The following is a 21,523-nucleotide window of genomic DNA, read 5'->3' as shown; positions in this document are numbered from 1 at the left end:
TCCCTTCCCTGCACGGTTGCCCCATGTCCGCCGAACGCATCCTCCACCCGCGCCTGCGCGAGCGCATCGTCACCGCCGAGGCCGCCGCCGCACTGATCCAGCCCGGCGAGACGGTGGCGATGAGCGGCTTCACCGGCTCGGGCTACCCGAAGGCGGTGCCGATCGCGCTGGCGCAGCGGATCGAGGCCGCGCACCTGCAGGGCCAGGCGTTCAAGATCCGGCTGATGACCGGCGCCTCCACCGCGCCGGAACTGGACGGCGCACTGGCCAAGGCCGACGGCATCGCCCTGCGCATGCCGTTCCAGACCGACCCGGACGCGCGCCAGCGGATCAATGCCGGCACCCTGGACTACATCGACATCCACCTCAGCCATGTCGCCCAGCACGTGTGGTTCGGCTTCTACGGCGAGATCGACACCGCGGTGGTGGAAGTGGCCGGCATCCGCGAAGACGGCAGCCTGATCCCGTCCACCTCGATCGGCAACAACAAGACCTGGCTGGACCTGGCCAAGAAGGTGATCGTCGAGGTCAACGACTGGCAGCCGGCCGGCATCGACGGCATGCACGACGTGTACTACGGCACCGCGCTGCCGCCGCAGCGCAAGCCGATCCCGCTGCTGCACGCCGACGACCGCATCGGCGAGCCGTCGCTGCGCTGCGATCCGGACAAGATCGTGGCGGTGGTGCGCACCCACGGCCCGGACCGCAACAGCCCGTTCACCCCGGCCGACGCCACCAGCGAGCGCATCGCCGCGCACCTGATCGACTTCCTCCAGCACGAAGTAAGCAAGGGCCGGCTGCCGGCCAACCTGCTGCCGCTGCAGTCGGGCGTGGGCAACATCCCCAACGCGGTGCTGGCCGGCCTGGCCAGCAGCGGCTTCCGCGACCTGAGCGCCTTCACCGAAGTGATCCAGGACGGCATGCTCGACCTGCTGCGCAGCGGCGTGCTGAAGGTGGCCTCGTGCACCGGTTTCGCGCTGAGCCCGGAGGCGAACGAGGAGTTCAAGCGCAACATCGATTTCTACCGCGAGCGCATCATCCTGCGCACGCAGGAGATCTCCAACCATCCGGAACTGGTCCGGCGGCTGGGCTGCATCGGCATGAACGGCATGATCGAGGCCGACCTGTACGGCAACGTCAATTCCACCCACGTGATGGGCAGCCGCATCATGAACGGCATCGGCGGCTCCGGCGACTTCGCCCGCAACGGCTTCCTGTCGATCTTCCTCAGCCCCAGCACCGCCAAGCACGGCAGCATCTCGGCGATCGTGCCGATGGTCAGCCACGTGGACCACACCGAGCACGACGTCTCCATCATCGTCACCGAACACGGCCTGGCCGACCTGCGCGGCCTGCCGCCGCGGCACCGCGCACGGCAGCTGATCGACCATTGCGTGGACCCGAGCTACCGCGCGCAACTGGAGGAGTATTTCGACCGCGCGCTGCGCGACAGCTACGGCAAGCACACCCCGCACCTGCTGCCCGAAGCACTGTCCTGGCATCAGCGCTGGTTGGATACCGGGACGATGCACGCGGCGAGTTGACCCATCCAGCGCGCTACGCAGTGCCATCGCCGCGGCTCCGGCGTGCTTTTGTAGGAGCGGCTTCAGCCGCGACAAGCGACGCCCGGACCGCGACCGTTTCGGTGATCGGTCGGGGCTGAAGCCCCTCCTACAGTGCACCCAGCAAGCAAGCCGCAGTCCCTGTAGGAGCGGCTTCAGCCGCGACAAACGACGCGGCGGGGCTCGCCCGCTTCGGAAAAAGTTGGGGCTGAATCCCCTCCCACAGTGCACCCGGCAAGCTCACCGCAAGCTCCCTGTAGGAGCGACTTCAGTCGCGACGAACGAAGCAGCGATGCTGGCCGGTCGCAGACGCGATCGAGGCCGAAACCTTCGCAGCCTCCGTTACGCGTCAATTGACAGCGAAACCCCTTCAGGCTCGCTCAGGAACGCCAGCTTGCGCGCGCGCGGCAGTTGCTTGAGCGCGTATTCGGCGCGCGAGGCGGCGGCGCGGTCCGGATAGGCGCGGCTGGCCAACAGCCGCAGCGGCGGGTTGGCGCGGGTGTACTTGGCGCCGGTGCCGCGCAGATGTGCCCGGTAGCGCGCCTCGAGGTCGAGGGTGATGCCCGCGTAGTAGCTGCCGTTGCGGCATTCGAGCAGGTACAGGAACCAGGGCGTGGAGTCGGCCATGGGCGCATTATCGGCCAGCGCGGGATTTGCGCCACCGTTCGCGAGCGCCGCATCGCCGTATGCGTTCGACTTCTGCGCATGCCACTGCTCATCCGATGCCGGCGCCCATCATCGCGACCGCGTCGCGGCGCTGAACGGCCACGAAACCGGCTTTAACGCAACCCGAACACCTTGCCAGCCGCTGGCACACACCGGCAAACCGCAGCCAAGGCACGGGCGCATAAATTCACCACCGGCCGGATGCCGTCGATGAAGAGGCTCTCTCCCTTTGGATTCGACGGCACGGCCGGGTCTTTTTGGGCGACACCCAACGGACACCCTGGGCGTTGCCTGCAATCTGCCACCAGATCAACACCGCTTCGACGACCCGTGCCCGCACCGGATCGGAAGCGCCCCCCAGCCTTTTGCGGACGACGCCGGCATGGCGCAGCTGAAGCCGCCTACAAAGACGTGCGCCCCCTGCTACACGCGCTGCGGAAGAGGTTTCCACCCCTGCTGTCACCGGAGTTGGAGCGATCGCGGCTTCGCTCGTCGCGGCTGAAGCCGCTCCTACAGACTGGCCACGGCGGGCATCGTGATAGCGGCGAGTCTGTCGGGCGACACGCATCGGGCTCCTGGCCCGATGCCTGCCGCTCCGCCACACCGCTCCGCCACGCCGCTCAGGCCGCCTGCGACAACCGCGCCTGGCGCCGTGCGCGCACCGCCTGCGCCAAGCGCTCCAGCACCTGCACCGAGCTGTCCCAATCGATGCAGCCGTCGGTGATGCTCTGCCCATAGACCAGCGATTGGCTTTCCACCAGTTCCTGGCGGCCGCCGACCAGATGGCTCTCCACCATGGCGCCGACGATGCGGGTCTGCCCGGCCTCCAACTGCGCGGCGATGTCCTCGATCACCTTCGGCTGGTTGTCCGGGTTCTTGCCGCTGTTGGCGTGGCTGGCGTCGACCATCAGCCGTGCCGGCAATCCGGCCTTCTCCAACACCTGGCCGGCGGCGGCGACGCTGGCCGCGTCGTAGTTGGGCAGCTTGCCGCCGCGCAGGATCACGTGGCAATCGGGATTGCCGGTGGTGGTGGCGACCGCGGTCTGTCCGTCCTTGGTCACCGCCAGGAAATGGTGCGGATGCGAGGCCGCGCCGACCGCATCGACCGCGATCTTGACGTCGCCGCTGGTGCCGTTCTTGAATCCGACCGGGCACGACAGGCCCGAGGCCAGTTCGCGGTGCACCTGGCTTTCGGTGGTGCGCGCGCCGATCGCGCCCCAGGCCACCAGGTCGGCGATGTACTGCGGCGAGATGATGTCGAGGAATTCCACGCCGGCCGGCAGGCCGAGGCGGTTGATGTCGCGCAGCAGGCCGCGCGCCAGGCGCAGGCCCTTGTTGATGTCGAAGCTGCCGTCGAGATTGGGATCGTTGATCAGGCCCTTCCAGCCGACCGTGGTGCGCGGCTTCTCGAAATACACCCGCATCACGATCTCCAGCGCATCGCCGTAGGTGTCGCGCAGCGGACGCAGGCGCTGGGCGTACTCCATCGCCGCCACCGGATCGTGGATCGAGCACGGGCCGATCACCACCGCCAGGCGGTCGTCGCGGCCGTGCAGGATCTCGTGCAGCGCCGCGCGCGAGGCGGCCACGGTCTGCGAGGCCTCTTCGTCGCAGGGCAGCAGCGACAGCAGGTGGGCGGGCGGGGTCAGCGGTTCGATCTTGCGGATGCGCAGATCGTCGGTATGGGGAGCCATGGGGAATCTCTCGGTCGGGTTCTGGGTGGGGGACCAGGTCCGGCGGCATGAAAAAAGCCGCCAGGTTCGCTGGCGGCTTTCGGGGATGCGGCTGAAGTTTCCTTCAGGGTGAACGCACTCCTTCCTCCGCCAGCGGCATCGGAAAACCGTAGTACCAAAAATAAAAGCTGCGGTTGGCGTTCATGGGATGCATTGATAGCACAGGATTTTTGGCGGCGCCACAGTTGCATTGGCAACTGGATGGAGCCGGGATTCGGGATTGGAGATTGGGGAGTCGCAAAGACCGACGGCCCCAGCGATTCGCGACGTCTCCCAATCCCGAATCCCGACTCCCCAATCCCGGCCTCTAGAAATCGAACACATACTCCGCCGCCACTTCGCGCCCGATCGCGTCGTACAGCGTGGTGTTGTAGAACTGGTAGCCGTAGTAGCGTTCCTTGTTGTCGTAGCCGGTGGTGTTGAGCACGTTGTTGACGTACAGGTTCACCTTCATCTTCGGGGTGATGCGGTAGCCGGCGGTGAGGTTCCAGTACACCGCCGGGCCGACGCGGCCGAAGTAACGGCTTGTGCTGTCGCCGAAGTGCGGGTTGGCGCTGTCGGTGACCCGGCATTCGTCGGAGGGACTCGGCTGGTAGCCGTCGTCGAAGCGCGTGCAGGTGCCCCAGTTCACCGCCTGGGTGGAGCCGAAGCGCTTGGCGTAGACGGTCAGGTCCAGCGGGCCGCCGTTCTCCCAGTGCACGCTGCCGCGCAGCTTGCTGCGGATCTTCTGGTCGCGAAGGTTCTTGTAGGCGTCGGTGCGGTAGGTCTGCTCGCGATAGCTGATCAGGTTGTTGTAGTCCAGGCCGAAACTGAAGTTGCCCCAGCGCGCGGTGTTCACGCGGTACTTCAGCGAGGCATCGACGCCGGAGACCTGCATCTGCGCGATGTTGATCGGCCCCTGCTCGATATCGACGACGCGGCCGGCGGCGTCGCGCGTCACCCGCGAGACGATGCGCGCGCAGTATTCGGCGCCGCCCGGGTTGACCCACACCCCGCCGGCAGTGGTGAGGCCGGTGCGGCAGCCCGCTTCGGCGGTCAGGATCTCGTCGCGGTTGAGGTCCTTGATCATGTCCTGCAGGCGGATCTTGTAGTAATCCACGGTCAGCGACAGGCCGTCGGCGATGTCCCACACGAAGCCGGCGGTGGCCGAGCGCCCGTGCTCCGATTCCAGGTCCGGGGTGCCGCGGCGGTTGACCTGCATCAGGTAGTAGACGTCGGCGTTCTCGGCGCTGCAGCCGCCGGTCAGGTAGTAGCCCTGCTGGATGCAGCGGTACTGGTCGATCACGGTCTGCTGGGTGGAGCTGGGTTCGCCGAGCACGTAGTGCATGTCCGGGGCGCGGAAGCTGGTGGCGAGGCTGCCGCGCAGCAGCAGCGTGCTCAGCGGACGCCACTCCAGGCCGGCGCTCCAGGTGGTGTCGCTCTGCTTGCCGATCGCCGAGCCCAGGTCGCTGTTGTAGGAGGTGTAGTCGCCGTAGCGGTCGTGGCGCGCGGCCAGGCTGGCATTGAGCGAGGACAGCAGCGGCACGTCGAACTCGATGCCGCCGGAATAGCGCAGGCGTTCGCCGCCGCCGTAGTCGACCACGTCCAGCGGATAGCAGGTGTTGGCGCACGGATCCGGATCGAGCCGGTAGCCCTGTTTGGCGACCTCGCCGACCGCGGCGAACTTGATCGGCCCGGCCCAGCCCTGGAACAGTTCGCCGGTGATGTTGGCGCTGGCCTGGTTGACCCACGAATCGGCCTGGTTGTGCGCCTTCACCGCCAGGTCGTTGTACTGCGCGCCGCTGAGCGGCTGGTACCAGCGCTCCTCGTTGAGATCGTAGATCGGCGTGCCGTCGGCGGTGCTGCCCAACTGCGCGCCGAGGAAGTAGTCGGTGGCCTTCTGCGTGTCCACGGTGCGCACGTATTCGTCGGTGGTGTAGCGCGCGCGGCCGAGCGCGACTTCCCAGTCGAAGCGGTCGGCCAGCGTGCCCTTGAGGCCGGCGCTCAGATCCCAGGACAGTTCCTTGGTGGTGTTGGCCAGATTCTTCCAGCCGCCGGATTCGTAGCGGGTCAGCTGGCGGATCGCGTACAGGTTGCGGTCGGTGCCGGTGTCGTGGAACGGGCCCAGATAGACGTAGGGCGGATCGTAGGTCCAGTAGCCGATGCTCTTGTTCACCGACAGCGTGCTCCAGGCCTGCATGCCGTTGTCGAAATCGAAGGTGCCGTACAGATAGGCCGAGCCGCTGTCGCCACCGCTGGCGGCGAGCCAGTCGGCGTAGTCGTGGGCCATGCCGCAGTAGCCGCCGAGATTGGTGAGCGTATCGCTGTTGTAGTCGTAGCTGAGCCGCTGCGAATCGACGAACTGGCCGCCGAAGCGCGCGCAGGTGCCGCTGGGCGGGGCCAGGCGTTGGTTGGTGTCGGCATCGAGCAGGGTCAGGCCGGTGTAGGAATTGAAGCCGTACTTGCGCGCCTGCGCGGTCCAGTTGCTGTAGGACTCGTCGTCCTGGTCGTCCATCTTCGGGCGTTCGCCGACCGACAGCGGATCGCGCCGCGTCCACTGCAGCGCATAGGTCAGGTTCCACCTGTCGCCGCTGGTGCCGCCGACCCAGGACAGGTCGAACACGTCACGGCCGCCTTCGGTGGCGGTGCCGCCGCGCAGCCGCACCTGGTTGCCCTCGTAGCCCTTCTTCAGGATCACGTTGATCACACCGGCCACCGCATCGGAACCGTAGATCGCCGAGGCGCCGCCGGTAAGGATCTCGATCCGCTCCACCGCCGCCGACGGGATGCTGCTGTAGTTGGCGAAGTTGCTCTCGCCCGCGTACGGCTGCGGGTAATCGGCGACGCGGTGGCCATTGACCAGCAACAGGGTGCGGCCCGGGCCGAGGTCGCGCAGGCTCACCGGCGAGGCGTTGGGCGTGTGCGAGCCGTATTTGGTATCGGCCTCGACGCTGCCCTGCTGGTTCAACGTGTTGAGCACGTCGTACACGGTGAGGAAGCCTTCCTGCTGGATCTGCTGCGCGCTGATCACCACCACCGGTTCGGCGCCCTCCACTTCCGAGCGTTTGATCCGCGATCCGGTGACCACGACCTGGCCCAGGTCGGTGGCGGCGGCCTTGGGCGCCGCATCGTCGGCGGCGTCCTGCGCCAGCGCGTCGGGCGCGCCATGCAACGCCAGCACGATGCCGAGCGCGAGAGTGGTGAAGGGGTGACGAGGCATGCGGATCTCCCTGCTGCGGGCTGGCGTGGAATGCCGACGGACGACGGCGGCGACGATGCGCGTCCCCGTCCCGCGACCACACGAGGAGCCTCGTGTCGTTGCCCACAGCGCAGCCGCACGCGTGCGATGGCACGCGCTGCGTTGCGCCTCATCGGCGCGCAGAAGGAAGACGAGCGATGCGGGCGCGCCTATCCCCTGACGCGCTCGCGGACCTAACCTGCAATGCGGCGACAACGTTGTCAACACGTCGCCACATGGATCTTGTAGACGATGCCGCTTTGTGCGCGATTCGTTGCGAGAGGCGCCGATTTGCGCGGGATGCGCCGCCACCGACCGCGCAGCGAAGCTGGCACTGCCCTCCGCGCGCGAGGATTCGGTGTGTGCTGTGTGGCATGCGTCGCCGCGGGCAATCGCCCTGCCTCCTACGCTCCGCCGTGCCGCGATTCGCCACGACTAATCGCACGGCGCCTCGCATGCAACCGACATGCGCGCGCGGCGCGTGCACATGCCCCGCAAACGCATAAAAAAAGCCCCGCATCGCTGCGGGGCTCCTTTTCACTGCGTACTGCAGGTCGGCTTGCGCCGGCGCGGATCAGAAATCCATGCCGCCCATGCCGCCCATGCCGCCGCCCATGCCACCGGCGCCGCCGGCCGGCTCGTCCTTCTTCGGCGCTTCGGCCACCATCGCTTCGGTGGTGATCATCAGGCCGGCGATCGACGCGGCGTTCTGCAGCGCCGAACGGGTCACCTTGGTCGGATCCAGGATGCCGAACTCGACCATGTCGCCGAACTCGCCGTTGGCGGCGTTGTAGCCGAAGTTGCCGGTGCCTTCCTTGACCCGGTTCAGGATCACCGACGGCTCTTCACCGGCGTTGGTGACGATCTCGCGCAGCGGCGCTTCCATCGCGCGCAGCGCGATCTGGATGCCGTGGGTCTGATCTTCGTTGGCGCCCTTCAGCTCGCCGATCGCGGTCAGCGCGCGCACCAGGGCCACACCGCCGCCCGGGACCACGCCTTCTTCCACGGCCGCACGGGTCGCGTGCAGGGCGTCTTCGACGCGCGCCTTCTTTTCCTTCATCTCGATTTCGGTCGAAGCGCCGACCTTGATCACCGCCACGCCGCCGGCCAGCTTGGCCACGCGCTCCTGCAGCTTCTCGCGGTCGTAGTCCGAAGAGGTCTCTTCGATCTGCGCCTTGATCTGCTTGATGCGCGACTCGATCGCCGAGCTGTCGCCAGCGCCGTCGATGATGGTGGTGTTCTCCTTGGAGACCTGCACCTTCTTGGCGCGGCCCAGGTCCTTGATGGTCGCCTTCTCCAGCGCCAGGCCCACTTCCTCGGAGATCACGGTGCCGCCGGTCAGGGTGGCCATGTCTTCCAGCATCGCCTTGCGACGATCGCCGAAGCCCGGCGCCTTGACCGCGACGACCTTGACGATGCCGCGGATGGTGTTGACCACCAGGGTCGCCAGCGCTTCGCCTTCGACTTCCTCAGCCACGATCAGCAGCGGCTTGCCCGACTTGGCCACGCCTTCCAGCACCGGCAGCAGGTCGCGCACGTTGGAGATCTTCTTGTCGTGCAGCAGGATGAACGGGTCGTCCAGGTCGGCCGACTGGCTCTGCTGGTTGTTGATGAAGTACGGCGACAGGTAGCCGCGGTCGAACTGCATGCCCTCGACCACGTCCAGCTCGTTGTCCAGGCCCGAGCCTTCTTCAACGGTGATGACGCCTTCCTTGCCAACCTTCTTCATCGCGTCGGCGATGATGTTGCCGATCGACTCGTCGGAGTTGGCCGAGATGGTGCCGACCTGGGCGATCGCCTTGTCGTCGGCGGTGGGCTTGCTGATCTTCTTCAGCTCGGCCACGGCGGCCTTGACGGCCTGGTCGATACCGCGCTTGAGGTCCATCGGGTTCATGCCGGCGGCGACCGCCTTGGAACCTTCGCGGATCAGCGCCTGCGCCAGCACGGTGGCGGTGGTGGTGCCGTCGCCGGCGTTGTCGGAGGTCTTGGACGCGACTTCCTTCACCATCTGCGCGCCCATGTTCTCGAACTTGTCGGCCAGTTCGATTTCCTTGGCGACGGAGACGCCGTCCTTGGTGATGGTCGGCGCGCCGAAGCTCTTCTCGAGCACGACGTTGCGGCCCTTCGGGCCCAGGGTGGCCTTGACGGCATTGGCGAGAATGTTGACGCCGCGCACCATGCGCGAACGAGCGTCTTCACCGAAACGGATATCTTTGGCAGCCATGTGTGTAACTCCGGGATTCGTGATTTGGGATTAGGGATTGGCTGAGAGCGAGCTTCGGGGGAGATCCGGGACCGCGGCGCGACGAGCGCAGCGCGAATCCCGAATCCCCACTCCCGAATCCCGCGATCGGCGGCGTTTTAGCCGACGATCGCCAGGATGTCGTCTTCGCGCAGCACCTTGTACTCGACGCCTTCGGCCTTGTAGCTGGAGCCGGCGTACTGGCCGTAGATGACCTTGTCGCCGACCTTGACCGCCGGAGCGCGGACGCTGCCGTTGTCCAGCGGCTTGCCGCTGCCGATGGCCACGATCTCGCCCTTGGTGGACTTTTCCTTGGCCGAATCCGGGATCACGATGCCGCCGGCGGAAATTTCGTCGGCTTCGATCGGCTTGACTACGACGCGGTCGTGAAGCGGCTTGATGCTCATTGAGAGAGACCCTCTTAAGTGATTGATTGGTCTAGGAAAGGCTGGCGATGTTAGCACTCGCATGTGACGACTGCCAGCAACGCTCGCGAAAAAACCCGGTACGCCGGGATGCGCAAGATGTGGTGCTGGCCGGCGCCCTTTCAAGGGCTGGCGACAAAAAAATTTCGCTTCGGCGCCCGCCCGGCCGCGGAACTGGTACCCGGATTCCGCAACGCTGTCACAGAGGCAGGCTAGGCTCGCAGACCCAGGGGGGACCATCCAAAAGGAGTTGTCGATGAAGCCATCCGCCGTTGCCTTACCTCTCGCCTGTCTGCTGGCCCTGGCCGGCCACGCCCAGGCCGCCGTGTTCATCAACGAATTGCACTACGACGATGCCACCGCCGCCGGCGATACCGGCGAGGGCGTGGAGATCGTCGCCACCGCCGGCGAGAGCCTGAGCGGCTACAAGGTCTACCTGTACAACGGCAGCAGCCCCAGCGCCGCGGCCGTCTATGCCACGACCTCAGTGCCGGCCGGCAGCCTGGTCACCTGCGGCGGGCAGGTGCGCATCGCCACCGTCAGCTATGCCAGCAACGGCGTGCAGAACGGCCCCAACGACGGCCTGGCGCTGGTCGACGGCAGCGGCCAGGTGGTGCAGTTCCTCAGCTACGAGGGCGCGATCACCGGCGGCGGCGGCCCCGCCGCCGGCCTGACCAGCCAGAACCTGCCGGTCAGCGAGAGCAACAGCACCGCGGCCGGCACCTCGCTGCAGCTGCGCGGCAGCAACGGCAGCGCCGCGTCCGACTTCAGCTGGGCCGGCAGTTCGGCCAGCAGCTTCGGCGCCTGCAACAGCGGCCAGACCTTCAGCGGCGGCAGCAGCAACGCCGCGCCGTCGGTGACCGCGACCACGCCAGCGCAGGGCGCCAGCAACTTCCCCGCAGCCGGCGACCTGGCGGTGACCTTCAGCGAGGCGGTGACCCTGGCCAGCGGCGCGTTCGGCCTGAGCTGCAGCCAGTCCGGCACGGTGGCGCTGAGCTACCCGAGCAGCGGCAGCCAGTTCGCGATCTCCACCAACACCGCCCTGGCCGCCGGCGAAAGCTGCAGCCTGAGCATCCTGGCGGCAAGGATCAGCGACGCCGGCGGCGCGCATCCGGCGCAGGACAGCAGCATCGCCTTCAGCGTCGCCAGCGGCAGCGGCGGCGGTACCAGCGGCTACTACTCGCGGGTCAACACCTCCAACGCCAGCCAGTTGCGCTGCTCGCTGCACGAGACGATCAAGGGCCACACCGTCTACCCGTACAGCAGCAGCTCCGGCACCAGCACCTGGACCATCCTGGAGATCGCCGACGAGGACCCGAACAACAGCGGGCGCATCCTCGACGCCTACCGCAACCGCAGCTACGCCAAGGTCACCGACCGCGCCGGCAGCGGCAGCGGGCTGAAATACAACCGCGAGCACAGCTGGCCGAACTCGCTGGGCTTCGGCACCGCCAGCGGCGACAAGGGCCTGCCCTACGCGCCGTACACCGACACGCACATGCTGTACCTGACCGACTCCACCTGGAACGCCGACCGCGGCAACAAGCCGTACGCGAACTGCGACAGCAACTGCGGCGAGCGCATCACCGAGGCCAACGCCGGCTTCGGCGGCGGCAGCGGCAGCTACCCGGGCAACTCCAACTGGGTGCGCACCCCGGACGGCAATGGCGGCAGCTTCGAAGTGTGGAACCACCGCAAGGGCGACATGGCACGCGCGGTCATGTACATGGCGATCCGCTACGAAGGCGGCACCGACACGGCCACCGGGCAGTCCGAGCCGGATCTGGAACTGACCGACGACCGCAGCAAAATCGTGCAGACCTCGGCCTCGCCGGCCTACATGGGCCTGCTGTCGACGCTGATCGCGTGGAGCCAGCAGGATCCGCCGGACGACGCCGAGCGTGCCCGCAATGAAGTGGTGTACAGCTTCCAGGGCAACCGCAATCCGTTCATCGATCACCCGGAGTGGGCGACTTCCTCGCTGTTCACCTCGGCCAAGCCGGCGACCTGCCAGCTGCTCAACTGAGCCGGACCTCCGGCGCGCCGATCGCGGCGCGCCGGAGGGTCTGCGAGCGACCCGGGTGGCCCCGGGGCCATCCGGCGTCGCCCGTACATGCAACCCGTACATGCAATGAAGGCTCGGCGGTAGATAGCCGCCGCTGCCGCGCGCCCCCGGCACCGTCGCGGCCCTACTTTCCTGCCGCCACAACCACTCAACTGCCACGCCGTTCCCGCTGCGCAGCGGGTCGCTGCCGCACGGCCCAGTGCCATGCCCGGCCAGCGCCCTCCGCGGCCGCCCCGCGCAGGCCTGCAACCGCGCGCCCGCGAGCGCGCACTCATGCCCGAACCAGGCCCGGCAAAGCCCTGCCGGCGTCCCTATACTGTCGGCCGCATGTCTTCGCCCCCACTCCGTTTGCTGTTCAGCACCTGCCCCGATCCGGCCAGCGCCGCGCGGATCGCCCAGGTCTTGGTCGAAGAACGGTTGGCCGCGTGCGTGAGCCGCCTGCCCGGCGTGCACGCCACCTATCGCTGGCAGGACGCCGTGGAGCAGGCCGAGGAAGTGCTGCTGCTGATCAAGACCGCCGCCGACCGCGTCCCCGCGTTGCAGCGGCGGCTGAGCGAACTGCACCCCTTCGACGTCCCCGAACTGATCGAGGTCGAGGTCGCCGGCGGCCTGCCCGCCTACCTGCAGTGGGTGTATGCCGAAACCCGTGAGGAACCGTAAGCCGATGACCGTGCTGCACCGTATCGCCGCCCTGTGCCTGCTGGCCCTGGCCGCCTTCCCCGCCCTGGCGATCAGCGAAAAGGATCTGCTGCCGGTCGATCAGGCCTTCGTGCTGAGCGCGCAGGCGCCCGAGCGCGGCCGCATCGAACTGCACTGGAAGATCGCCAACGGCTATTACCTGTACCGGCACCGGATCGCGGTGCGGGTGCTGAGCGGCTTCAAGGCCAACCCGACCGTGCAGTTGCCGGCCGGGCACAAGAAGACCGACCCGTACTTCGGCGAGGTGGAGACCTACCGCGGCGAGTTGAACGCGGTGCAGAGCGGCGTCGCCGATCCCGCCACGACCAGCCTGCAGGTGGAGGTGCGCTACCAGGGCTGCGCCGACGCCGGCGTGTGCTATCCGCCGCAGAAGCGCGTGCTCACGGTGGCGCTGCCGGCGGCCGAGGCCGACGCAACGGCGGCCACGTCCTCGCCGCTGCCGGGCAGCGCGCCGGGCGCGGCCGGCCCCGCCGCCAAGCCGTTGTTCGGCGCCGGCGCCGGCGCCGTGCAAGGCCTGCCGCTGCCGTCGGACCAGGCGTTCGGCTTCGAAGCCATCGTCGGCGACGGCAATACCCTGCTGCTGCGCTTCACCCCCGCGCCGGGCTACTACCTGTATCGCGACCGCACCGCGCTGGCGCTGGAAGGCGCGGCCGGCATCCGCACCGGCATGCCGCGCTGGCCGCAGGGCCGCTCGCACCAGGACGAGCACTTCGGCAACGTGGTGGTGTATTTCGACCAGACCGAGGTCAGCGTGCCGCTGCAGCGCCAGCGCGCCGATGCCGCCGACGCGACCCTGGTCGCCACCTTCCAGGGCTGCCAGACCGACGGCATCTGCTATCCGCCGATGACCCGGCGGGTGAAGCTGTCGCTGCCCAAGGGCAAGCTCAGCCCGACCGACCAGGCCGAAGTGGCGCCGCTGCTGGTGACGCCGCTGGACAGCCGCCAGGCCGACGCCAGCGCCGCGGCGGCCGACGCGGCCGCGCCGGTGACCGCGCCCGATGCGGCGAGCGCGCCCGATGCCTCGGTGCACAACGCCGCGCGCAGCACCGCGCCGGCGGCCGCGCCGCAGAACCTGCTGTGGGTGTTGCTGGCGGCACTGGGCGGCGGCCTGATCCTGAACCTGCTGCCGTGCGTGCTGCCGATCCTGTCGCTGAAGGTGCTGGGCCTGGCGCACAGCGGCGAAAGCCATGCGCGCGCCCGCAGCCATGCGCTGTGGTACACGCTGGGGGTGCTGGCGTCCTTCGCCGTGGTCGGCGGCATCGCCGTCGCCGCGCATCTGCTGTGGGGCTTCCAGCTGCAGCGTCCGGGTTTCGTCGCGGTGCTGACCTACCTGATGTTCGCGATGGGCCTGAGCCTGTCCGGCGTGTTCACGCTCAGCGCCAACCTCGGCGGCCTCGGCCAGTCGCTGTCCTCGCGCAGCGGCCCGGTCGGCGACTTCTCCACCGGCGTGCTGGCCTGCGTGGTGTCCAGCGCCTGCGTCGGCCCGTTCATGGGCCTGGCGCTGGGCTATGCGTTCGCCGCGCCGCCGGCGATCGGCATGCTGGTGTTCCTGACCATGGGCCTGGGCCTGGCGCTGCCGTTCCTGCTGGTCGGCTTCATCCCCTCGCTGGCCAAGCGCCTGCCCACGCCCGGCCCGTGGATGGAGACGCTCAAGCAGGTGCTGGCGTTCCCGATGTACCTGACCGCGATCTGGCTGCTGTGGGTGCTGGGCAAGCAGCGCGGCGTGGATGCGGTGGCGCTGCTGCTGGTCGGCGCCACGCTGCTGGCGCTGGGCCTGTGGTGGATCGAGCGCGCGCGCTGGCGCAGCCACAAGCTCGGCTTGCGCCTGGCTTCGCTGCTGGTGCTGCTGGCGCTGCTGCCGGTGTGGGGCGTGACCCGGCTGGCGCCGCCCAGCGTCAGCGCCGAGCGCAACACCGTGGCCTTCTCGCCGGAGATGCTGGACCGGCTGCGCACCGACAACCGCGTGGTGTTCGTCAACATGACCGCCGACTGGTGCGTGACCTGCAAGGCCAACGAACGCAACGTGCTCAGCAGCGATGCCTTCCGCGACACGCTCAAGCGCGTCGATGCGGTGTACATGAAGGGCGACTGGACCAACGAGGACCAGCGCATCAGCGCCTTCCTGGCCGAACACAAGGCGGTGGGCGTGCCGCTGTACGTGGTCTACGGCCCGGGCGCGCCGCCGACCGTGCTGCCGCCGGTGCTGAGCCAGGCGGTGGCCGAGGACGCACTGCTGCGCGCGGCGCGATGAACGCCACGCCGCCACGCCTGCTCGCGGTGGCGGCCATCGCGGCGGCGCTGGGCCTGGCCGCGGCGCAGGTCTGGTGGCGGTCGCCGACGCCAGCGCCGCCAGCGACCGCCACCGGCAGCGCGCCGCCGGCCGGCGTTGTCGCGGCCCGCCCCGGCGATCCGGCCCCGGCGCTGCGCCTGCCCACCCTCGACGGCGGCAACCTGAGCCTGGCCCAGTTCCGCGGCCGTCCGTTGCTGGTCAATATCTGGGCCAGCTGGTGCGAACCGTGCGTGCGCGAGATGCCGGAACTGGACCGCCTGGCGCGCGCGCAGCCGGCCGACGGCCTGCAGGTGCTCGGCATCGCCCTGGACCGCCCCGAGGACGTGCGCGCATTCCTGCAGCGGGTGCCGATCGGCTACCCGATCGCGCTGGAAACCCCCGGCCCGGCCGATGCCAGCGTGCGCCTGGGCGACACCCAGGGCCTGCTGCCCTACAGCGTGCTGATCGACGCCGACGGCCGCATCGTGCGGCAGAAGCTGGGGCCGTTCGCGCCGGGCGAAGCGGAGCGCTGGGCGCGGCTGCCGTAGCCGCTCGTTTGCGCAATCGGCCCTGTGCCCGTTCGCGCACTCGCCCCTGTAGGAGCGGCTTCAGCCGCGACGGGCTTTCCTGGCAATGCCTGTCGCGGCTGAAACCGCTCCTACAAAAGATGGGGGATCGTCGCCTGGATCGGGATTGCGCTATACCGCCTGCCGCTGCGCCTCGCTGCCGGCGCCGCCGGCAGCAACCCGCGCCTGCCCCAGCGCCGCCAGTTCCGCGGCCAGACGTTGCGCGCCGGCGCGCAATTCCGGCACCGCGGTGATCTCCCACAGGCCGCCGCGCAGCAGCGGTCCCAGGCAGTACAGTCCGGCGACCGGGTGGCCGCTGCCGTCGCGCACCTGCAGGCGCTCGTCCACCACCAGGCCCAGGCCCAGCGGATCGGGCTGCAGCAGGCCCGCATCGCGCATCGTCGCAATCAGCGGATGGCTGGTGCGGGCGACGTCGGTGTCCAGCCCGGTGGCGCGGATCAGCACGTCGAAGTCTTCGGTGCGCGCGCTGTTGCTGGCGCGGTCGCGGATCACCGCCTCCACCGCGGTCTCGCCCAACCGCGCGCGCAGCAGGCGCCCGGCGCGGATGCGCAACTGGCCCTGCTGCTGCATCTGCGCCAGCGCGCTCGCGGCAGCCGGCGCCAGCCGGTGCCGCGCCACTTCCCAGTACGGGCGCAGATGGCGCAGGAACCGCGCGCGCGCCGCCGGCGCCAGGCCTTTCCAGAACGGCTGCAGATGCGGGCGCAGCGCATCGACCACGCAGCGCCAGTCCTCCACCACCGTGGTCAGCTGGCGCAGGCTGCGCACCAGGCCGGCGAGGTCGTGGTTGCGCAGCGCCTGCGCCACGCTCGGCGGCAGCGTCACCGCCGCGCCCGGCTGGGCCAGGTGCGCCTGCGGCGCCAGGCCGCGCCGCGACAACGCGGTGATCGGGCCGCGATGGCCGCGGCGGCGCAGGGTCAGCGCGACATCGGCCATGGTCAGGCCGGTGCCGACCAGCAGCAGCCGCGCCTGCGGCGGCACCTCGTCCAGCACCCCGTCCTGCCACGGCCAGCCGATGTAGCGCCGGTGCACCGCCAGGCGCGGACCGATGCCGGGCAGCGCCGCCGGCGGCAACGCGCCGATCGCCAGCACCACCACGTCGCTGACCACGTCCTCGCCGTTGGCCAGGAAGATGCGGAAACCGTCCGGGCCGCGCTCCACCGCCACCGCCTCTTCGCTCACCCGCGCCACCTCGACCGCCGACGCGGCGAGCGCGCTGTCCAGATGCTGCTCCAGGTAGCGGCCGTACTGCAGCCGCGGCAGGAACTGCAGACGCTTCTCGGCGTCGAGCTGCAGGGCATCGGCGAAGCCGCCCGGATCCTGCGGATCCACGCCGAGATCCTTGGCGCGCACGTTCAACAGATGTTCCGGCCGCGCCGCGCCGTAGGCGATGCCGCGGCCGTAGGTGTCGGCCACGCCGATCAGGGTGATGCGGCTGGCGGCGCCCTGCCTGGCCAGCGTCGCGGCCAGCACGTTGCCGCAGAATCCTGCGCCGATGATCGCAATTCGCATGGCTCGCACTCGTGGCCGGTCGGGGCGTCCTTTGTGCCCGGGATGCCGGCCGCGGGTGTAAATCGCCGGTTAATGCGCGGCACTTGGTGCATGCCGATCGGGTATCAGCACATGCGCTTGGCCCATAAGCGGTGTCCGCTGGACCTTGGCGCGGGACCGCACGATCGTCGCGCGATGCGAGGAAATCGCCAGCACGCCATGGTGCGTTTCCCGCATCGCGCGCGCATGCCCAAGAGTGGATGAGCGGGCCGCCTACTGCAGCCCTTCTTCGCTCAGCGCCTGCTGCACCGACGGCCGCGCATGCACGCGCCGGTACCATGCCTGCAGGTTCTGCAAGGCGTCGAAGTGGATGTCCGCCTTGTAGTGCGAGGTCAGCCAGGACGCCTGGCCCCAGCCGGTCAGCGCATACAGATAGGCATCGGCGACGGTGAAGGCATCGCCCATCAGGAACCGGCGCCCGGCGAGCTGCGCATCGATCCAGGCGAAACGCTGCTCCAGCTTCGGCCGGGCGGTGTCCACGTACTGGCCGGCGAGCCGCGCGTACAGCAGGGGAATAAAGCCCTTGTGGATCTCCGTCGCCAGGAAGTTCAGCCACTCCTGCAGGCGGTAGCGCTGCATGCTGCCATTGGGCGGTACCAGACCGCGTTCCGGCTTGCGGTCGCCCAGGTATTGGACGATGGCGGGACCTTCGCGCAGCACGCTGCCGTCGTCGAGTTCGAGCGCCGGCACGTAGCCCATCGCATTGACCCGACGGAAATCCGCGCCGTCCTCGGTCAGGTGCTTGCGGTGATCGACCCGCACCAGCGTCGCCTCGAGGCCGAGCTCATGCAGCACGATATGCGGCGCGAGGGAGCAGGCGGCCGGGATGTAGTACAGCTTCATTGCGATCTCCAGAAAGTGGGCGCAGCGCTCGCAAGCGCGGCCCGACGCATTCTAGAAACCAGGTATAGAAAAGGAAGAAGGCACTATAATGTTGTCTAGGTACAAAATGTATACCTAGTGCGCGCGCACCGAGGAAGCTGCGATGAAGGACAACGTTTCCGGCTGCTCCGTGGAAGAGGCCATGCGCCTGCTCGGCGGAAGATGGCGCCTGTTGCTGGTGTCGTACCTGCTCGACGGGCCCAAGCGGTTCAACGAACTGCGCCGCGACATTCCGGCCATTTCGCAACGCATGCTGACCCTGGATCTGAGAGCTTTGGAAGAAGCGGGGCTGATCCAGCGCACCGTTTATCCCACCGTGCCGGTCAAGGTCGAATACGCGCTGACCGGGGACGGGCGTCGCCTGGAACCGGTGGTCGCGGTGATGCAGGAGTTCGGGTTGTGGGTCAAGGCGCGGTCCGCCAGCTGAGCGATGCCGGCTGGGGACGGCGATGCGCGCGATCGCCGGTGCCCCGTGCTTGACCTGGGAGGTTGCATGTCCGAGCCTGCGGTGGCGCGCAGCGCATACCGTGCGCCGTCGTCCGCGCACGCGGTCCTCGACGCGGCGCGCAGCGCCCGATCTTGGACTGCACTGGCCGATGAGACGGGGCAGGAGGCAAACAGGCAGCGCGGACGACGCCTGCGTTCGCACCCGAACCGCCCGCGCCGCGCGCCGCAGAACCAAACATCCGTTTAAAACACGCGCAACTTCGCCGAACTGGACAGTAATCCCGGCTTCGCGCAGACTGCCGCCCTTTCCGCTGCTTTGTCTTCCATGGCGCGACTGCTGCTGTTGCATGGCCCCAACCTCAACCTGCTCGGCACCCGCGAGCCGGGGGTCTATGGGCACGCGACGCTGGCGCAGATCGATGCGGCGCTGCTCGCGCAGGCCACGGCCGCCGGGCACCAGCTGGACAGCCTGCAGTCCAATGCCGAGCACGTGCTGGTGGACCGGGTGCAGGCCGCACGCGGCGACGGCACCGCCTTCATCCTGATCAACCCGGCCGCGTTCACCCACACCTCGGTGGCGCTGCGCGACGCACTGGCGGCGGTGGCGATCCCGTTCATCGAGATCCACCTGTCCAACCCACACAGCCGCGAGCCGTTCCGCCACCACAGCTATTTCAGCGACCACGCGGTCGGCGTGATCTGCGGCTTCGGCGCCGACAGCTACCGCTACGCGATGGACGCGGCGCTGACGCGGCTGGGCGTGGCCGCATGAACACCTGTCGCGCGCGCCCGGCGGCGTACGCCCCTATCCGAGTTCGCCAGGCCGCGTGCCTGGTCATTTCCCGATTCACCTCAAGAGGCCGTTATGGATCTCCGTAAAATCAAGAAGCTGATCGACCTGCTGGAAGAGTCCAATCTCGCCGAGATCGAGATCAAGGAAGGCGAGGAAAGCGTGCGCCTGGCGCGCACGCCCAAGGGCATGATCGCCAGCGCCCCGCAGTACGCCGCGCCGGCCCCCGCCGCGCCGCCCGCTGCCGCGCCGATGCCGATGAGCTCGCCCACCGAGGCCTCCACCGGCGGCACCGCCAAGCCCGGCAACGCCCTGCCCGAAGGCCACGTGCTGCGCGCGCCGATGGTCGGCACGTTCTACACCTCGCCGTCGCCGGACAAGCCGGCCTTCGTCAGCGTCGGCCAGGCGGTCAAGGCCGGCGAGACCCTGGCGATCATCGAGGCGATGAAGATGTTCAACCCGATCGAAGCCGACGTCTCCGGCACCATCGTCGCGATCCTCAGCGAAAGCGGCGTGCCGGTGGAGTTCGATCAGCCGTTGTTTGTGATTGGCTGAGCGGCAGGGATTGGGGATTCGTGATTTGGGATTCGCAACAGCGGCCACACGAGCGCCTCACGGTGTGGCGCGATGCGATGACGTTGGTCGAAGCGACCTACCATCTCACCCAGAGCTTCCCCGATGCCGAACGCTTTGGACTGACCGCACAGATGCGGCGCGCGGCGATCAGCGTTCCCTCCAACATCGCGGAGGGCGCCGCGCGGCGGTCCACTGCCGAGTACCTGCGTTATCTGTCGATGGCGCGAGGCTCGCTGGCCGAGCTGGATACGCAGATGCAGATCGCGACACGGCTGCAGTTCGGTTCGCCGGACGCGGCAACCCTCGATCTCTTGAACCGCACCTTTTCCAGGCTCAACGCATTGATCCGCACGCTGGACGATTCGCGACATCTGCGCGAGCCCGGCGCCCTCTACGAATCCCCAATCTCGAATCCCGAATCCCATGCTCGATAAAGTCGTCATCGCCAATCGCGGCGAAATCGCGCTGCGCATCCTGCGCGCGTGCCATACGCTCGGCATCCGCACGGTCGCGGTGCATTCCACCGTCGATCGCAACCTCAAGCACGTGGCCATGGCCGACGAGTCGGTGTGCATCGGCCCGGCGTCCTCGGCCGAGAGCTACCTCAACATCCCGGCGCTGATCGCCGCGGCCGAGGTCACCGACGCGCAGGCCATACATCCCGGCTACGGCTTCCTGTCGGAGAACGCGGACTTCGCCGAGCGCGTGGAGCAGTCCGGCTTCATCTTCATCGGGCCCAAGGCCGACACCATCCGCCTGATGGGCGACAAGGTCGAGGCGATCCGCGCGATGAAGGCCGCCGGCGTGCCGTGCGTGCCCGGCTCGGGCGGCCCGCTGGGCGACGACATCGTCGCCAACACCAAGGTCGCGCGCGAGATCGGCTACCCGGTGATCATCAAGGCCGCCGGCGGCGGCGGCGGCCGCGGCATGCGCGTGGTGCATTCGGAGGCGGCGCTGAAGGCGGCGATCGAGACCACCAAGTCCGAAGCCAAGGCCGCTTTCAGCAACGACCAGGTGTACATGGAGAAGTTCCTGGAGAACCCGCGCCACGTGGAGATCCAAGTGCTGGCCGACGGCCAGGGCAACGCCATCCACCTGGGCGAGCGCGACTGCTCGATGCAGCGCCGCCACCAGAAGGTGGTCGAAGAAGCCCCCGCGCCGGGCATCACCGAGCAGCTGCGCAGCGAGATCGGCAAGGTCTGCGTGGACGCCTGCGTGCGCATCGGCTACCGCGGCGCCGGCACCTTCGAGTTCCTGTTCGAGGACGGGCGCTTCTACTTCATCGAAATGAACACGCGCATCCAGGTCGAGCACCCGGTGACCGAGCGCATCACCGGCATCGACCTGGTCTGCGAGCAGCTGCGCATCGCCGCCGGCCACAAGCTGAGCATCAAGCAGAGCGACATCGTGCTGCGCGGCCATGCGATCGAGTGCCGCATCAACGCCGAGGACCCGGAAACCTTCATGCCCAACCCGGGCCTGATCACCGGCTTCCACCCGCCCGGCGGCCCCGGCGTGCGCGTGGACACGCACATCTACAGCGGCTACAAGGTGCCGCCGAACTACGACTCGATGATCGGCAAGCTGATCGTGCACGGCCCCGACCGCGAGACCGCGATCGCGCGCATGCGCGTGGCGCTGAGCGAGATGGTGGTGGACGGGATCAAGACCAACATCCCGCTGCAGCAGCGGATCATGCGCGACAAGGGCTTCCAGGCCGGCGGGCAGAACATCCACTACCTGGAAAAGCGCCTGGCCGAGCGCAAGAACAAGTCGATTGCTTTAGTGTGAGTCCGGCGAGAGGAGGCGGAAATC

At 68.5% G+C, this 21,523-nt stretch carries 17 protein-coding genes; 10 read left to right on the top strand and 7 right to left on the bottom strand.

Annotated features, from left to right (window positions below; all coding sequences use genetic code 11):
* Positions 1-23 precede the first annotated feature (23 nt).
* On the top strand, positions 24-1,544 hold the full coding sequence (locus H9658_RS17295) for an acetyl-CoA hydrolase/transferase family protein (RefSeq protein ID WP_191826284.1): 1,521 nt from the start codon (positions 24-26) through the stop codon (positions 1,542-1,544).
* 360 nt (positions 1,545-1,904) lie between these two features.
* Here the strand turns inward: H9658_RS17295 and H9658_RS17290 are convergent, their stop codons facing one another.
* From H9658_RS17290 to H9658_RS17270, 5 genes are all read right to left on the bottom strand, one after another.
* Positions 1,905-2,189: a GIY-YIG nuclease family protein gene (locus H9658_RS17290; protein ID WP_191826283.1), complete on the bottom strand. Its 285-nt coding sequence runs from the start codon at positions 2,187-2,189 to the stop codon at positions 1,905-1,907.
* Between the two features lie 659 nt (positions 2,190-2,848).
* Complete coding sequence (locus H9658_RS17285; protein ID WP_191826282.1) at positions 2,849-3,922, bottom strand: 3-deoxy-7-phosphoheptulonate synthase; 1,074 nt, start codon at positions 3,920-3,922, stop codon at positions 2,849-2,851.
* A 346-nt stretch (positions 3,923-4,268) separates the two neighbouring features.
* A complete protein-coding gene (locus H9658_RS17280) occupies positions 4,269-7,160 on the bottom strand; it encodes a TonB-dependent receptor plug domain-containing protein (protein ID WP_225210060.1) in 2,892 nt (963 codons plus the stop codon).
* A gap of 592 nt (positions 7,161-7,752) precedes the next feature.
* Complete coding sequence (gene groL, locus H9658_RS17275; RefSeq protein ID WP_179569051.1) at positions 7,753-9,402, bottom strand: chaperonin GroEL; 1,650 nt, start codon at positions 9,400-9,402, stop codon at positions 7,753-7,755.
* A 137-nt stretch (positions 9,403-9,539) separates the two neighbouring features.
* Positions 9,540-9,827 carry a co-chaperone GroES gene (locus H9658_RS17270; protein ID WP_003470504.1) on the bottom strand — a complete coding sequence of 96 codons (288 nt, stop codon included), beginning with the start codon at positions 9,825-9,827 and terminating at the stop codon, positions 9,540-9,542.
* 274 nt (positions 9,828-10,101) lie between these two features.
* Here H9658_RS17270 and H9658_RS17265 point away from each other — a divergent pair, with 274 nt between their 5' ends.
* The 4 genes from H9658_RS17265 to H9658_RS17250 all read left to right on the top strand — a co-directional run bounded on the left by H9658_RS17265 (position 10,102) and on the right by H9658_RS17250 (position 15,426).
* On the top strand, positions 10,102-11,871 hold the full coding sequence (locus tag H9658_RS17265) for an endonuclease (protein WP_191826281.1): 1,770 nt from the start codon (positions 10,102-10,104) through the stop codon (positions 11,869-11,871).
* Positions 11,872-12,237: 366 nt separating this feature from the next.
* Positions 12,238-12,570, top strand: a complete 333-nt coding sequence (cutA, locus tag H9658_RS17260) for a divalent-cation tolerance protein CutA (RefSeq protein WP_179569055.1) — start codon at positions 12,238-12,240, stop codon at positions 12,568-12,570.
* A 4-nt stretch (positions 12,571-12,574) separates the two neighbouring features.
* Positions 12,575-14,860 carry a protein-disulfide reductase DsbD family protein gene (locus tag H9658_RS17255; protein ID WP_191826280.1) on the top strand — a complete coding sequence of 762 codons (2,286 nt, stop codon included), beginning with the start codon at positions 12,575-12,577 and terminating at the stop codon, positions 14,858-14,860.
* Complete coding sequence (locus tag H9658_RS17250) at positions 14,857-15,426, top strand: TlpA disulfide reductase family protein (RefSeq protein ID WP_191826279.1); 570 nt, start codon at positions 14,857-14,859, stop codon at positions 15,424-15,426. Before H9658_RS17255 ends, H9658_RS17250 begins: the two co-directional genes overlap by 4 nt.
* Before the next feature lie 150 nt (positions 15,427-15,576).
* Here the strand turns inward: H9658_RS17250 and H9658_RS17245 are convergent, their stop codons facing one another.
* Complete coding sequence (locus tag H9658_RS17245; RefSeq protein ID WP_191826278.1) at positions 15,577-16,974, bottom strand: FAD/NAD(P)-binding protein; 1,398 nt, start codon at positions 16,972-16,974, stop codon at positions 15,577-15,579.
* 252 nt (positions 16,975-17,226) lie between these two features.
* Positions 17,227-17,856 carry a glutathione transferase GstA gene (gene gstA, locus H9658_RS17240; protein ID WP_191826277.1) on the bottom strand — a complete coding sequence of 210 codons (630 nt, stop codon included), beginning with the start codon at positions 17,854-17,856 and terminating at the stop codon, positions 17,227-17,229.
* Positions 17,857-17,998: 142 nt separating this feature from the next.
* Here gstA and H9658_RS17235 point away from each other — a divergent pair, with 142 nt between their 5' ends.
* The 5 genes from H9658_RS17235 to accC all read left to right on the top strand — a co-directional run bounded on the left by H9658_RS17235 (position 17,999) and on the right by accC (position 21,499).
* Positions 17,999-18,322: a winged helix-turn-helix transcriptional regulator gene (locus H9658_RS17235; RefSeq protein WP_179569065.1), complete on the top strand. Its 324-nt coding sequence runs from the start codon at positions 17,999-18,001 to the stop codon at positions 18,320-18,322.
* Between the two features lie 345 nt (positions 18,323-18,667).
* On the top strand, positions 18,668-19,114 hold the full coding sequence (gene aroQ / locus H9658_RS17230) for a type II 3-dehydroquinate dehydratase (RefSeq protein WP_179569067.1): 447 nt from the start codon (positions 18,668-18,670) through the stop codon (positions 19,112-19,114).
* Between the two features lie 93 nt (positions 19,115-19,207).
* A complete protein-coding gene (gene accB / locus H9658_RS17225) occupies positions 19,208-19,687 on the top strand; it encodes an acetyl-CoA carboxylase biotin carboxyl carrier protein (protein ID WP_179569069.1) in 480 nt (159 codons plus the stop codon).
* A gap of 77 nt (positions 19,688-19,764) precedes the next feature.
* Positions 19,765-20,142 (top strand): four helix bundle protein, encoded by a 378-nt coding sequence (locus H9658_RS17220; protein WP_218848413.1) that lies wholly within the window; start codon positions 19,765-19,767, stop codon positions 20,140-20,142.
* Entirely contained in the window at positions 20,132-21,499 is a 1,368-nt protein-coding gene (accC, locus tag H9658_RS17215) for an acetyl-CoA carboxylase biotin carboxylase subunit (protein WP_179569073.1), read from the top strand. The genes H9658_RS17220 and accC overlap by 11 nt, the downstream gene beginning before the upstream one ends.
* The last annotated feature ends 24 nt before the right edge of the window (positions 21,500-21,523 follow it).

Source organism: Xanthomonas bonasiae (assembly GCF_014836395.1).
Lineage (GTDB): Bacteria > Pseudomonadota > Gammaproteobacteria > Xanthomonadales > Xanthomonadaceae > Xanthomonas_A > Xanthomonas_A bonasiae.
This window is presented reverse-complemented; position numbering and strand designations above follow the sequence as displayed.

What these genes read in the sequence shown, in the direction of transcription:
- H9658_RS17295 (WP_191826284.1), top strand. Translation starts at nt 24, where the DNA reads ATGTCCGCCGAACGCATCCTCCACCCGCGCCTGCGCGAGCGCATCGTC.
- H9658_RS17290 (WP_191826283.1), bottom strand. Translation starts at nt 2,189, where the DNA reads ATGGCCGACTCCACGCCCTGGTTCCTGTACCTGCTCGAATGCCGCAAC.
- H9658_RS17285 (WP_191826282.1), bottom strand. Translation starts at nt 3,922, where the DNA reads ATGGCTCCCCATACCGACGATCTGCGCATCCGCAAGATCGAACCGCTG.
- H9658_RS17280 (WP_225210060.1), bottom strand. Translation starts at nt 7,160, where the DNA reads ATGCCTCGTCACCCCTTCACCACTCTCGCGCTCGGCATCGTGCTGGCG.
- groL (WP_179569051.1), bottom strand. Translation starts at nt 9,402, where the DNA reads ATGGCTGCCAAAGATATCCGTTTCGGTGAAGACGCTCGTTCGCGCATG.
- H9658_RS17270 (WP_003470504.1), bottom strand. Translation starts at nt 9,827, where the DNA reads ATGAGCATCAAGCCGCTTCACGACCGCGTCGTAGTCAAGCCGATCGAA.
- H9658_RS17265 (WP_191826281.1), top strand. Translation starts at nt 10,102, where the DNA reads ATGAAGCCATCCGCCGTTGCCTTACCTCTCGCCTGTCTGCTGGCCCTG.
- cutA (WP_179569055.1), top strand. Translation starts at nt 12,238, where the DNA reads ATGTCTTCGCCCCCACTCCGTTTGCTGTTCAGCACCTGCCCCGATCCG.
- H9658_RS17255 (WP_191826280.1), top strand. Translation starts at nt 12,575, where the DNA reads ATGACCGTGCTGCACCGTATCGCCGCCCTGTGCCTGCTGGCCCTGGCC.
- H9658_RS17250 (WP_191826279.1), top strand. Translation starts at nt 14,857, where the DNA reads ATGAACGCCACGCCGCCACGCCTGCTCGCGGTGGCGGCCATCGCGGCG.
- H9658_RS17245 (WP_191826278.1), bottom strand. Translation starts at nt 16,974, where the DNA reads ATGCGAATTGCGATCATCGGCGCAGGATTCTGCGGCAACGTGCTGGCC.
- gstA (WP_191826277.1), bottom strand. Translation starts at nt 17,856, where the DNA reads ATGAAGCTGTACTACATCCCGGCCGCCTGCTCCCTCGCGCCGCATATC.
- H9658_RS17235 (WP_179569065.1), top strand. Translation starts at nt 17,999, where the DNA reads ATGAAGGACAACGTTTCCGGCTGCTCCGTGGAAGAGGCCATGCGCCTG.
- aroQ (WP_179569067.1), top strand. Translation starts at nt 18,668, where the DNA reads ATGGCGCGACTGCTGCTGTTGCATGGCCCCAACCTCAACCTGCTCGGC.
- accB (WP_179569069.1), top strand. Translation starts at nt 19,208, where the DNA reads ATGGATCTCCGTAAAATCAAGAAGCTGATCGACCTGCTGGAAGAGTCC.
- H9658_RS17220 (WP_218848413.1), top strand. Translation starts at nt 19,765, where the DNA reads ATGACGTTGGTCGAAGCGACCTACCATCTCACCCAGAGCTTCCCCGAT.
- accC (WP_179569073.1), top strand. Translation starts at nt 20,132, where the DNA reads ATGCTCGATAAAGTCGTCATCGCCAATCGCGGCGAAATCGCGCTGCGC.